General features: G+C 69.6%; 8 protein-coding genes. 3 read left to right on the plus strand and 5 right to left on the minus strand.

The genetic code is table 11. The features are described 5' to 3' along the window. The first annotated feature begins 133 nt into the window (after window positions 1-133). Window positions 134-1,618, plus strand: coding sequence for a hypothetical protein (locus HCT63_RS14440; protein ID WP_167006138.1), 1,485 nt, complete (start codon window positions 134-136; stop codon window positions 1,616-1,618). A gap of 6 nt (window positions 1,619-1,624) precedes the next feature. Here the strand turns inward: HCT63_RS14440 and HCT63_RS14445 are convergent, their stop codons facing one another. After that, window positions 1,625-2,620, minus strand: coding sequence for a glycosyltransferase (locus HCT63_RS14445; RefSeq protein ID WP_167006141.1), 996 nt, complete (start codon window positions 2,618-2,620; stop codon window positions 1,625-1,627). Window positions 2,621-2,711: 91 nt separating this feature from the next. On the opposite strand from HCT63_RS14445, the gene HCT63_RS14450 reads away from it, so the two are divergent. Further along, entirely contained in the window at window positions 2,712-3,416 is a 705-nt protein-coding gene (locus HCT63_RS14450) for a class I SAM-dependent methyltransferase (RefSeq protein WP_167006144.1), read from the plus strand. A 5-nt stretch (window positions 3,417-3,421) separates the two neighbouring features. Here the strand turns inward: HCT63_RS14450 and HCT63_RS14455 are convergent, their stop codons facing one another. Then, window positions 3,422-5,443: a hypothetical protein gene (locus HCT63_RS14455; RefSeq protein ID WP_167006147.1), complete on the minus strand. Its 2,022-nt coding sequence runs from the start codon at window positions 5,441-5,443 to the stop codon at window positions 3,422-3,424. A gap of 137 nt (window positions 5,444-5,580) precedes the next feature. On the opposite strand from HCT63_RS14455, the gene HCT63_RS14460 reads away from it, so the two are divergent. Beyond that, window positions 5,581-7,419, plus strand: coding sequence for a glycosyltransferase family 2 protein (locus HCT63_RS14460; protein WP_167006150.1), 1,839 nt, complete (start codon window positions 5,581-5,583; stop codon window positions 7,417-7,419). On the opposite strand, the gene HCT63_RS14465 is transcribed toward HCT63_RS14460, so the two are convergent. From HCT63_RS14465 to HCT63_RS14475, 3 genes are read right to left on the minus strand one after another with little or no spacing between them, the layout of a single operon-like run. Beyond that, window positions 7,379-9,949 (minus strand): CDP-glycerol glycerophosphotransferase family protein, encoded by a 2,571-nt coding sequence (locus tag HCT63_RS14465; protein ID WP_243843073.1) that lies wholly within the window; start codon window positions 9,947-9,949, stop codon window positions 7,379-7,381. The two genes, HCT63_RS14460 and HCT63_RS14465, sit on opposite strands and share 41 nt — an antisense overlap. Further along, window positions 9,949-12,576 (minus strand): rhamnan synthesis F family protein, encoded by a 2,628-nt coding sequence (locus HCT63_RS14470; RefSeq protein ID WP_167006156.1) that lies wholly within the window; start codon window positions 12,574-12,576, stop codon window positions 9,949-9,951. Before HCT63_RS14470 ends, HCT63_RS14465 begins: the two co-directional genes overlap by 1 nt. Then, window positions 12,573-12,836, minus strand: a complete 264-nt coding sequence (locus HCT63_RS14475; protein ID WP_167006159.1) for a hypothetical protein — start codon at window positions 12,834-12,836, stop codon at window positions 12,573-12,575. Before HCT63_RS14475 ends, HCT63_RS14470 begins: the two co-directional genes overlap by 4 nt. Between the last annotated feature and the right edge of the window lie 157 nt (window positions 12,837-12,993).

Raw genomic sequence — 12,993 nt, forward strand, 5'->3', positions numbered from 1 at the left:
CTCTGACACTCGCGCAGTCTAAGCGACTTCCGGCCAAGGAAGAGCGTGTTCGAGCCGCACCCTCCGAAGACTGCCGTCCTGTGCCGTTCAACGACTATCCTGGCCGTCGCCGTTCCCGATGAAGGATCACCGAGTGACGCTCGTCCCTGCCGCCCCCAAGCCGGCACCGAACGCGGCGCGACGCACGCGCCGCGCCTGGCGGGTCAACCCGTCCGCCGTGGTCCTCGTGCTCGTCGCCGCCCACGTCCTCCTCAAGCTCGCGCTCCTGCCGATCGCCCTGCGCACGCCGCTGCAGGGCGACGAAGTCGCGTACCACGCTGGCGCGCAGGCGCTCGCCGATGCCGTGCGGGCGTTCGTCAGTGGCCACGAGATCTCCGGCTCGGAGCTCCAGTCGGCGGTGATCGACCGTGGCTGGTTCATGCCCGGAGTCTCGCTGACGCTGACCCCTCTTTATCTGGTTGCGCCCGACGCTGGCCTCGAAGCGGCTCGCCTGTACGTGGGCGTGCTCACGCTCGTGGTGTTCCTGCTGGGCGTGCGGGCCCTCGCCCGGGTGGCCGGTCGCAAGTACGCGGCGGCGCTCCTCGTCTTCCCCGGGCTCGTGCCACTGTGGGTGCTGTTCAGCTACACGTCGTGGGGCGACCTCGCCGCAGGGCTGGTGCTGATCCTGCTGGTCGCCGCCCTCGTGAAGGTCTGGCGCCGGCTCGACGGTGGCGAGGCGGTCCGGATTCGCGACGGCGCGCTCGTAGGCCTCCTGCTGATCTCGACTCTCTATCTCCGGTCGAGCGTGCTGCCACTGGTGCTCGCCGTCCTGCTGCTCAGCGTCCTCACGGTCGTGTGTCGGACGCGCGGCGCGTCCCTCGTGCGTTCTCTCGCGAGCTGCGCTGTTGCTGCCGCAACCTTCGTGACCCTCCTCTTCCCGTGGTCCTACGCCGTGAGCCAGACCTTCGGATCACCCGTCACCACCACGACGACCGTCCCCATCTCGATGGCGTACGCCTTCGGCGACCACGACGAGCTGTGCTTCGGCCCGTGCCGCGGGGGCAACCCGTGGTACGCGATGACGGACTACGCGGCCGAGGTGGCCGAGCGGACGGGGCAGAACGAGCTCGAGGTCCAGCAGGAGATATCTGACCATGCGCTCCGGGACGTGACCCTCGGCTCGTACGCGGCTGCCGTGCTCGACAACTTCGACCGCTACGTGCTCGATCCGACCGGGTTCGAACCGCTCTTCCGCGTGCCGGCCGACACTGACGACTTCGTCCCGCGCCCGCCCGGGCCGGTCTCGGAGACCATCGTGTGGACGACCAAGATCGTCTTCTTCTCCGTGCTCGGGCTGGCGGCTCTGGGGATCCTGCTCGTGAGGCGCCTCCCAAGAGTCGCCCAGGTGGTGGCGCTGCTCGCCGGGATCCTGGGCGGTGCCCTGATGTCCCAGCCGTTCGTCCACGTCGGCTCGCCGCGCTACTGGCCCGTCTACGCCCCGATGATGGCGCTCGCCGCGGTCGGTCTGCTCGTCCGCTCGGACGCCTCGGCCTCGAGCGTGTGGTTGCGCAGACTGCAGATCCTCGTCGCCGTCGGCTGGATAGCGGTGCTGCTCGGCCTCGCCCTCGTCGCCGACTGACCATCCTCACCGCGGGGTCGGCACTCCGAGCTCTCGCGGCTCATCCGCCGGCGATGCTTCGGCGACCACGGGCATCGTTGGCGGCGCGAGCCTCAGGTAGTTGAGCCGCGCGGCCTCCCGTCGCGCCATCGTGATCGCGTCGAGCACGAGCCCCACTGCCCACCCGAGCAGCCCCGCGAGGGCGAGCGTGGCGGCGAGCAGCGCCGTCGGAAGGCGGGGGACGAGCCCTGTCTGCGCGAAGTCGAGCACGACCGGGATGCCGAGCGCCAGGGCGAGCACGATAGCGAGGGACCCGATCAGCCCGTGGAACAGGATCGGCCGCTCGAACCGGGTCAACTGCGCGATCCGGTTCAGGATCCTGAACCCGTCGCGGTAGGTGCTGAGCTTCGAGAGGCTCCCCTCGGGGCGCTCCCGGTATGCGACGGGCTGCTCGGTCGTCGGGACCCGCAGCGTCACGCAGTGGACGGTCAGCTCGGTCTCGATCTCGAACTCGCGGGAGAGCGCCGGGAACGACTTCACGAAGCGCCGCGACATGACACGGCATCCGCTGAGCATGTCCGTCACCGGAACGCCGAAGAGCCTGCTGACCAGCTGGTTCAGGGCCTTGTTACCGGTCGCGTGCCCCTTGCGGTAGGCCAGGAGGCTCGTCATCTCGCGCACTCCCAGCACATGGTCGTACGGACCCTCGAGAAGCCGCTCGATCATCTGCGGGACGGCGCTCACGTCGTACGTGTCGTCGCCGTCGACCAGGACGTACACGTCGGCGTCGACGTCCGCGAAGGCGCGCCGGACGACGTTGCCCTTCCCCTTGGAGTTCTCGTAGCGGACGATCGCGCCCGCCTCGCGGGCCAGGTGGTCCGTGCTGTCGGTCGAGAGGTTGTCGTACACGTAGACGTGGATGCCGGGGACTGCCTCGCGAAGGTCGGTCACGACCTTCGCGACGGACAGCGCCTCGTTGTGGCAGGGGACGATCGCAGCGACGACCTGCGCTGACGCACCCATAGGGCTCCTTCGATGCCGGGAGGGGACGGCGTTCTCACCCCAACACCCTGACATGATGGGGGCCGACTGGGTAGGGCCCGAAGGAGAAACCGTGGCAACCGACGACTTCGTTTACACCGGAAGCGACAACCTCGAGGTGATGGCGGACGCCGTCAACTACAACCGCTTCCTGCTCGACTCCGTGATCCGCCACGTCCCGTCACCGGAGGCGTCGGTGCTCGACTTCGGCGCGGGCGCCGGCACGTACGCCGACATGATGACGACCCGCGGCATCCGCCCCGACGTGCTGGAGCCGGACGGCGACCTGCGGAAGGTGCTCACCGGGAAGGGCCACCGTGTCGTCGATCTGGACCACGGTGACGACACGGTGGAGGGTGGGTACGACGTCGTCTACACCCTCAACGTGCTGGAACACATCAAGAACGACCAGGAGGCGTGCGAACAGCTGGCCTCGCTGCTCAAGCCCGGCGGCCGGCTCGTGGTCTACGTCCCGGCCTTCGAGGTGCTGTTCACCTCGATGGACGAGAAGGTCGCCCACTACCGGCGCTACCGCCGACGTCCGCTCGAGCGCCTCCTCCGCAACGCAGGCCTCGAGGTCGTCGAGTCGTCCTACTGCGACCCGGCCGGCTTCTTCGCGACGCTGAGCTACCGCTTCCTGGGAAGCTCGGACGGCTCGATCTCGCCGGCTGCCCTGAAGCTGTACGACCGCGTCGTCTTCCCGATCAGCCGGGCGCTGCACCGCGTCACGGGTCGCCTGTTCGGCAAGAACGTGCTGGTGGTCGCGACCCGCGGCTGAGGCCGTCAGCCGCCGGCGGGCGGCACCACCTCGTAGATGGTGTGCGTGATCTGGCCCTGCTCGTACGACTCGAGCGCCCTCAGGCACGCGGTGCTCGGCGGCACGGCATCGGCGATCACGTAGTCCACGTGGCGCTGGGCGAACATCTCGCAGGGATCGAACGTGACCTGGAGGACGTCGACCCTCGGCGTGGTCGGCACCGGCGGTCCGCTCCCCCAGCGCCATTGCACGTGCGCCAGACGGTTCCAGAGATCCTCGTACCGGCCGTCCGGGTCGATGCGGTCCCACATCTCCTCGGAGGGGTAGGTCTGGACCCCGCTGTAGCCGGGGACGCCGGCCGAGAAGACGGCAGCCATCGACGCCGGGGTCCCGACCCCCACCCAGGCGGCGTCTGTGTCGCGCTCGGCGATCTCGGTCAGCGCGCGCCCCGCGGCCGTGTCGGTCCTGAGGTCGAACACGCCTTGATAGAGCGGGTTGACCCCCGCTCCCACGGCGAGCGAGGCGACGAGGAGGGTCGTCGCACCGACGGACACGTAGCGGCGGGCGAACGCCACGACGGTCACGGTGAGCAGCGCCGCGACGGCGATCGCCGCCCTCGACGGCACGGCGGGAGACCCGGCCTCGTCCAGCTTCTGCCACACCCAGCCGAAGGACAGCACGACCACGGCGCCTCCGCTGAGCGCCGCCCACCACGGGGCACGCCGGCCCATCACCTCGAGCCGCTCGACCAGCACGACGACGGTGACAACGAGCAAGGGAAGGAAGGCCGCTCTCAGGCGGACGAACTGCGAGCGGTCGAGGAGCAGCAGCCGCGCGAGGTCGTCCCATCCCGGGATGAACAGGAAGGCCAGCACGAGGGCGTTGACGGCGAGCAGCGTGAGAACGAGCCAGTCGACCGTCCGCCGCTTGCGATAACGGGACCAGACGATCCAGACCAGGGGAACCGCCAGGTAGAGGCTCAGCAGGAACGGGACCGACGCCGTCGACTCGTTGGTCCCGAGGCCTTCGAAGTTGCCGTGGAGGAGTGCGCGCTGGAACGGCCCGCTCAGCAGCCCGACGAGGTAGTCAGTGTCCGCCTCCCCGGTGGGCGTCAGCCGCTGTCCCGGATAGACCGTGCCGAGCAACGCCTCGACAGTCTCCCGACGCGTCCACAGCCACACGGCCATCACCGCCGCGGAGACGACGGCAGCGACCCCCAAGGGCACCATCCGGAGGAGGACCTGCTTGCCCGGCACGCCGTCGTTGCGCCACCTGCACAGGAGGTATCCGACGACGAAGGCGGCTGCCGGGTACGCGACCGCCAAGATGAACGGCAGGTAGATGCTCATACCCAGCATGACGACGAGGTATCCAGCCACGACGGCAGGCACGACGACTCCGGCGCGGGTGGACGAACGCTGCCCCCAGACCACGGCCGTCATCACGGCGAAGGCGACGGCGACGGCGAGCGTCATGATCGGCATCCACCACCACTGCACGAGCGGCTGGAACATGAGGACGAGCGCGAGCACCGGTCCGAGCAGCACACGCGTCGGCAGCATCGTCACGACGAAGGCGTGGACGGACGAGAGCAGGAGGACGGCGGGGAGCCACCAGCGCCACGCCATGCCGTGGTCGAGGCCGAGGAACAGCGACCCCCACAGGTGCGGACGGAAGATCGTCGACCAATCCCAGGACGGCGAATCGTTCATCACCGTCGCGTCCATGCCGCCGGGGAACACGTGGTTGACGGCCGGGAAGCCCTGCGCGGTCTGTGACACCAACCAGCTCCCCTGGACGAACCACTCGTCGCTGCGGATCGGTCGTGGGGTCCCCGCGAGGAGGTTCGGGTCGGCGCCCTCACCGAAGGTCCGCCACCAGGCCCCGCTCGAGGTGCCCGAGACCTCCAGGACGACGGCGAGCGCAAACAGGACGAGAAGCAGCACGGGGAACCACAGGAGGACCCATACCCCTGGCAGGCCGTCAGGACGCGGAGCTGCGTGAGCGATCCACCACTGACTTCGACGATCTGCCGTTCGGTCACTCATCGCGCCACCGCTCACCGGGATAATGGGATCGACGGGACGCGCCCTGGTCTCTCCACGGTCACGGGCCCGATCCTAGTGGCGACGGGGCCATCCCGTTCCACTTGTTCGAGCACGACCAGGCAACGCGAGAGGAAAGCATGTCGATCGACGTGAGTGTGGTCGTCGCCACGTACAACACGGGGGACAAGCTCGACGCCCTCCTCGGCTCGCTGACCGCACAGACCCTTCCGCCGGAGCAGTTCGAGGTGGTGGTCGTCGACGACGGCTCCACCGACGACACCTGGACACGGCTGCAGGAGGCAGCAGAGGCGACGCCGAACCTCCACCTCGAGCGCATCCCCAACTCCGGCTGGCCCGGGCGCCCGCGCAACGTCGGGACTGACCTGGCCCGCGGCCGCTACGTCTTCTACGCCGACCACGACGACGAGTTGTTCCCCGAGGCGCTCGAGCGGATGGTCGCTCTCGGGGACCGTGCCGATGCCGACGTGGTCGTCGGCAAGGAAGTCCGCTCGGGGGCGCGGACCATCGGCGCGGAGGCCTTCTTGGCCGATCGTGAGCGAGCCGACCTGTTCGACAACGACGTGCTCGCCATCCTGACTCCGCACAAGCTCTTCCGTACCGCCTTCCTGCGCGAGCACGGCATCCGGTTCCCGGAAGGACGCCGGCGGTTGGAGGACCACGTCCTCCTCGCCGAGGTCTACACCCGTACCGACAGGATCGCCGTGCTGGCGAGCTATCCCTGCTACCGCTGGATCATCTACCCCGACGGCAGCAACAACTCCGACGACCTCGGCGACCTCGACGTCTACTTCTCGAGCCTCGCCGACGTCTTCGACGTGCTCGACCGCGCCGACATCACCCCGGAGCAGCGCGATCGCCTGACGCAGTTCTGGTACGCGACGCGGATGCTCCGCAGGCTCGCGCCCTTCTGGTTCGACAAGTGGACGCCCGAGTATCGCGACGAGGCCGTCAAGATCATCGCGGACCTCGCGTCCGAGCGGATCCCGCCTCGGCTCGACGCAGGGCTTCCGCCCGTCCTGGCGCGGCGCGCGGCACTCCTCCGCGAAGGTGACTTCGCCGGCATCGTCGCCCGGGCCGATGCTGACCGCGACGTCCATCTTCGGACGGACGACGTGCGCGTGCGCTGGGACGATGGTCGCTTGACGATCTCCCTCAGAGGCACCCTCGCGCACGAGGACTCCCCCGTCGCGCTCGTCACGCACCGCGACGGCCTCTTCCTCACCGATGACGTCGCGCGGCAGCACGACATCGCACCCTTCCTCGACGAGGCGTACGTCGACCTCTCCCTGCGCCGACCCAAGAACGGCGTCGAATGGTACGCGAACCAGCCGATCGCCCTGCGCCCGATCGAGCGCGACGGGATGCTCGTCCTCGAGGCAACCGGCACCTTCGTCATCGACCCGACCGACGTCGCGTTCGGCTCCCCCCTCGACCGCGGCCGTTGGTCGGTCTACGCCCACGGGCAGGCGCTCGGCTACACGACCAGGCCGCGGCTCCTCGCCGAGTCGCCTGGGCCCGCGATCGTCGACGGCATCGCGCTGCGCACGCTCACCGACGACGAAGGGCGGCTCACCCTCGTCGTCGACGCCCCGGTGGGGGCCCTCGCAGACCTACGGACCTCGCTCACGGTCGCCGGCCGCGGCCACCGGGCGCGAGTGGGTGTGGACCTCTCCGGCGTCCACGTCCGCAATCTTCAGGACGCCGCCTTCGGGTTCCGCATCCTCGGCGAGGACGTCTCCGCGACACTCTCCGCCGGCGACCCTGTGCATCTCGACGCGCGGCTGGAGGTGCCGTCCGGCCGCCATCCCGTACGGCTCACACTCGGGTCGGCCGCGGGCCCGCCGATCGCGACGCTGTTCGTCGGCCGATGGTGGCAGCGAGTGGAGACCGCTCCTCCACGCTGGAGGAGAGCGCTCAGGCGCCTGGCACGATCCCTTCGACGTACAACGCCTTGACCCGCTCGACGACGCGCCGCGAGCTGCTGTCGTCGACGTGGTCGAAGAAGATGCTCCGTCGCCACGCGTAGTCCTCATCCTGCTCGGTCGTCCGCGGGGCGAGCATGGTGTCGAGCGCCGACGAGAAGGACGCGAAGTCACGGCAAACCGGGCCGGGAAGCACCTGCTCCAGATCGTAGAAGAGCCCACGCTCGGACCCCGCGTACCGCTCGTAGTCGTAGGCGAAGCTGATGACCGGCTTGCCCGTCATCAGGAAGTCGACTACGCAGCTGGAGTAGTCGGTCACGAGCCCGTCGGCGACCCGGTACAGGACCTCGAGATCGGGATAGCGACGCGAGGACAGGTTCAGCGGCTCGAGGGGGGCGAGCATCCGCGAGTAGGTGTGGGCACGGTCCGCCATGTGCTCCCGGACGCCGATCACCACGTTCTCGCGCTCGCACCAGTCCCGCAGCCAGGAGATCTCGTCGTCGGAGAACTCGTAGTAGGCCTTCTCCTGGTCCTGCTTGAACGTGGGCAGGAACATGACAAGCCGCCTGCCGGCCACCTCGTCGCGGAGCCTGTCGAGCGTCTCGCGCAGGTCGTCGGGCAGCTGCTCCTCGTCTCGCACGATGAAGTCGTTGCGCGGGAGACCGGTCATCCAGAGCTGGTCGAGCCCGAGCGGGGCGAACGCGGCCTCCATCGCCAACGAGTCGATGCGCGAGGAGGTGATCACCGCGGTGCAGGCGAGGTTGTGCCGGACGATCGCCTCGCGCTGCGCGCCGCCGTCGATCGCCGCGGTCCCGAAGCGCTTGAGCGGGATCCCGTGCCAGAGGTTGACGAACCGGTGGCGTCGGGGCGACAGCGGAAACGGCACGTTGATGCGCGGCGTGTGCTTGACGAAGATGTGACCGGCGCGAAGGACGTGCCACTGGCCTTCGGGGCTGTGCAGCGGCACGACGACCACGTTCTCGCCTTCGGCGACGACCTCCCGCGAGCGGGTGAGGATGATCTTCTTGATCGAGGGATCGTCACGCACCTCCTCGAACACCGCCCGCTCGTTGCCGGCGAAGGTGTGGTCGTACGCGCAGACCGGGAAGGCCCACCAGTGGTCGTATGTCGGCGTGCGGGCGTCGGCGTGCCGCATCTCGCGCCGGGTCAGGGTCTGCGGCACGTCGACGGTGCCGTCGGGGCGGGTCCGCACCGCGAAGGAGCGGCGGATCCGGTCGTCCGCGGCGACCCGCAGGAGGTTGCGCTCGAACATCTCGACGGGGGCGTCGGGAACGATCTCGGTGACGAGCCGCTTCCAGTCGGCGACGTCGGGCAGGTCGAGAGGGTTCTCCGCCATCAGGTTGCGCTTGAGCAGTGGGAACCCGTCACGCAGCAGCTCGACGTAGGCGCCGGTGTAGAGCGGGTGGAACGGCAGGAGCACGTCGACGAAGGCGTCCGCGCGATAACCCCGCAGGGCGAGGAACTGGTTCAGCCCGATCTCGTACTTGACGGTGACGTCCGACTTGCGGGGTTGCCGGCAGACGGCCTCGACCCATTCACGGAAAGCGGGATCGTCGACGACCTGCTTGCGCAGCGCGAAAAAGGAGGAGCCGAGGTGGAGACGGTCGGTCATCCGCCACTCGGGGGCAGCCCACGCGTCGGCCAGGCCGGAAAGCGGGACGGGGCCGGAGGCACCGTGCTCTGCCGAGTAGGTGCGGCGGACGGCGACCAGCCCCCACACCTGCGCCTCCGACGCGTCGCGGCGGACGAAGACCTCGTCGAGCGGACGGAGCAGGTAGGCGCTGTCGTTCACCAGCACCACGTCGTCGTACGCGGAGAGGGCGTCCCAGCCGACGAGCTCGCGGGCGAGCAGCGCGTACGCACCGACGTCGTGCATCCCGTGTGGCCAGGCCCACGCGCCGCGGGTGACCTCCTCGAGCCTGGCCCTCTCGCTGTCGGCGAGGACACAGTCCGCGAGGACGTAGACGTCGCAGAAGCGGCTCAGCTCGCGCAGGTAGGCGACGAGGTAGTCGTCCACGACGCCGTCGACGTCGTAGGCGGCGAACAGGCAGGCGCGACGCGAGGCCCGGGAGTGGTCTCGCGCGACCGGCGTAACCGGCGCGTGGCGCTCCGGAAGCGGGGCGAGTCCGGCGTGACGGCCGACGAGGAGGTAGTGGAGGTACGGGTTGATCGCGTCCGAGCCGGGGTCGAGGTGGGCGAGCCAGTACGACCAGACGTCAAACCCCAGCTCAGGATTGCCCAGGGCGCGCCACCCGACACGGCAGAAGTGCTCGATCGCGTCGGCGTCCGGGTCCAGCGCTTCGTCGCGGGCGGCGCGATAGCCGGCCTCGTCGAAGGCCCCTGCCGCCGCGACGACGGCGACGGCGCACTCCCGCTCGATGGTCCGGTCCGGCGGGCCGTTCGGCGCCGTGTCGGGGACCGTCAGCCCGGATGTCGACGCAGCCGTCAGCAGCGCGGCCGCCGCATCCGGGTCGTCCGTACGGAGCACGTCCCATCGGTGGACGAGGTCCTGCCACGCCACGGTGAACTGGTCCGGCGACATCACGGGGCCTTCCTCGCCTGCTGGCGCACGTGGTGGACGAAACGTGCCGCGTTCGAGCCGTCGACATGGCGGCGCAAGAGGCGTCGCGCACGGACGTAGCGGTGCGAGGGCGTCTCGGCGGCGAGCGCCGAGTCGAGCGACCGACGGACCATGGAGAAGTCCCGGCAGATCTCGGCGGGCATCACGTGCTCGAGGTCGACGAGGTAGTTGTCCGCGTCGACCGCGGGGAAGAACGGGACGACGGGACGTCCGGTGACCGTGAAGTCGAGGGCGAGCCCGGGGTCCTCGCTGACGAGGGCGGCCGCCTCCCGCACGACCACCGCGGTGTGGCGGAACCGCCGGTGCCCGAGGTCGAGGGCGATCGCGCTCAACGCCCGCCAGGTCTCACGCGCGGCGCTCCCGTCGACCTCGCGGATGCCGACGACGGCACCGTGCTTCTCGCACCACTGCGTCAACCATGCGACATCGTCGTCGGTGAACGGGTACGCGCCGTCACGCGACGGGGTGAGGAGAAGGAGCCGCCGTCCCGCGACCAGTGCGCGAAGCTCCTGCTGCTCGCGCCGAAGATCCTCCGGAAGGCGCTCGTCCGGCATCAGCACGAAGTCGTCGGCAGGGATGCCCGTGACGGCACCCCCCTCGTACGGGACCGGGTGGAGGACGTCCGCCATCACGGTGCGGTCGACGTCCGAGGCGGCGACGTAGCCGCTCAGCGGGGACGTGAGGTCCTCGGTCTTGCGCTCAGGCCGTACCGTCGGCGGCGTCCTGCGCACCAGGTCGATGCCGTCGCGGACGGCGATGACACGGTGCGCGGGCGACAGCCGCAGGCCGAGGGCGGCACCGGGTCGACCGGGGACGAGGACCACGCCGGCGCGCATGAGACAGTCCTGACCCTCGGGGCTGGCCAGTGGCGCCACCACGACGTTCTCGCCCTCGAGATCGAGCCGTCGCGACCGCGTGAGGACGACCTTCTTGATCGACGGGTCGTCCCGCACCTCCTCGAAGATCGCGCGGGCGTTCGGCGGCAGTTGGCCGTCGGTCGCAGACACCGCGAACGCCCACCAGTGGTCGTACGTGGGGCTGAGGCGATCGGCCTCGCGAAACGCCCGGCGGTCGCGCACCGAGGGCACGCTCACCGTGCCGTCGGAGGCGGTGACGATCGCGAAGCTCCGGCGGAGGCGGTCGTCGGGCGCGGTACGGAGCAGATTGCGCTCGAACATGTCGACAGGCGCGTCCGGCACCGCTGCCCGCACGCGCTGCTTCCAGTCGCGCAGGTCGGGGGTGTCGTAGTGGTTCTGGTAGAGGAAGTACTTCTTGAGGAGCGGGAAGCCCTTGTCGAGCAGGCGGAAGTACTGGTTGGTGAAGACCGGCTGGAATGGGTACAGCGCGTCGATGTAGGTGTCGAGGTCGTACCCGGACGCGACGAGGTACTGGGAGAGCCCGATCTCGTACTTGTGCACGATCGGCGCCTTGCCGCGCTGCCGGTGCACCGAGTCCAGGATCCGGCGGAAGCCGGCGTCTCGGATCACCGGTTGCCGGTATGCGAGGAAGTAGGAGCCGACGTGGAAGTCGAACTCGGGCTCGCGGGCGAACTCGGCGAGGAGCTCGCCGCGCACCCGCTCCATCGGGATCGGCGCGACGGTGACGTCCTGGACCGGCTCGGCGGTCCGGGCTACTCCCTTGGTGGCCTGCATGCCCCACCAGTCGCACGCCTGTCGGGACATCCGCGCGAACACCTCGTCCAGCGGACGGAGCAGGTAGCAGCTGTCGTTGACCAGCAGCACCTCGTCGTACGTCTCCAGCCGATCCCATCCGACCAGGTCCCGGGCGAGCATGCTGTAGGAGCCGAAGTCGTACGCGCCGTGCCGCACCGTCCAGGCACCCGCGGTCACGCCGGCCAGCTTCTCGAGCTCGGCGTCGTCGACGTGGCAGTCGGCCAGCACGAAGACGTCGGCGAAGCGCGACAGCTCACGGACGTACTCGATCAGGGAGTCGTCGAGGATCCCGTCGGCGTCGTACGCCGCGAAGAGGCAGGCGCGGCGCACCTCGCGCTCGGTCGGCAGCACCGTGCCAGGTCGCGGCGGCACCCACTCGGCACGGGTGCTCAGCCCCTGGTCCCTGCCCGCCACGAGGTAGTGGACCAGAGGGTTGAGCTCCTCTCGGGCCGGGTCGAGGTGGGTGCTCCAGTAGTGCCACGTGTCGAAAGCGGCGCTGGGCAGCTTCGCCTCGCGCCACCCGAAGCGGCAGAAGTGGAGGAGGAGATCGTCGACGCGCTCGGCGACCGTCGGGTAGGCGTGGGCGTAGAAGTCGCGGTCGAAGAGTCCTGAGGCGGACACCAGAGCCACGTCACGAAGGAGCTGACGGTCGTCGGCATCGGGAGGAGCGGGATCGACGGTGTCGACCGAACGCTCACGGTAGGGCCCGTCCTGCATCGCCGCCACGGAAGGGTTGGGTGCAAGGCCACGCGCGGCGCCCTGCGTCAGGTAGTGGTCGATGGCCTCGTCGATACCGGCGAAGTCCTGGCCGACCTGCGTGCGGTACCAAGCGACGTCGAGCCAGCCGGACGCCCGCAGGAACTGACGGCGGGACTCCAGCATGGCGAGGTCCGTCCGAGTGGACGACGCCGTCATGAGCGACCGACGCCTCCACGCCGCAGGAGACGCTTCACGCGGCGAGGGATCCTCCGCCAGCCAGCGCCGCCGGTCTGGAGTCGCTTGACCTGGGCAGCGAGCCGGTCGGCACGAGCCTTCGCGCGAGCGCGCTGCTCCTTGACGGCGCTGAGCTCCTCGGCCCAGCCCTCCTGCTCCTGCCGAAGCTGGGCGAGCTCGAGCCGACACTGCCGTAGCTCCTCGTGGAGCCGTCGTTCGGACTCCGTTCGGACTTGCGCCAACCCCGGTCCTCTCTGGGTCTCGCCCCGCGCGATCATCGTGCCGCGACATGGTGGGCCGTTTTGCGACGTGAGCGTTGAAAAGGTTATCAGAGGAGAACCGCACACCTCGCGATGCCGCGGACGCAGGCTCGGGCGCGGACGGAGCGGTCGGTATCGT

The sequence above is a fragment of the Mumia sp. ZJ430 genome (assembly GCF_011751845.1).
Classification (GTDB): Bacteria; Actinomycetota; Actinomycetes; order Propionibacteriales; family Nocardioidaceae; genus Mumia.

Excerpts from the sequence above, each read along its gene's own strand:
- HCT63_RS14445 (WP_167006141.1), bottom strand. The coding sequence starts at position 2,620 with ATGGGTGCGTCAGCGCAGGTCGTCGCTGCGATCGTCCCCTGCCACAAC.
- HCT63_RS14455 (WP_167006147.1), bottom strand. The coding sequence starts at position 5,443 with ATGAGTGACCGAACGGCAGATCGTCGAAGTCAGTGGTGGATCGCTCAC.
- HCT63_RS14460 (WP_167006150.1), top strand. The coding sequence starts at position 5,581 with ATGTCGATCGACGTGAGTGTGGTCGTCGCCACGTACAACACGGGGGAC.
- HCT63_RS14465 (WP_243843073.1), bottom strand. The coding sequence starts at position 9,949 with ATGTCGCCGGACCAGTTCACCGTGGCGTGGCAGGACCTCGTCCACCGA.
- HCT63_RS14470 (WP_167006156.1), bottom strand. The coding sequence starts at position 12,576 with ATGACGGCGTCGTCCACTCGGACGGACCTCGCCATGCTGGAGTCCCGC.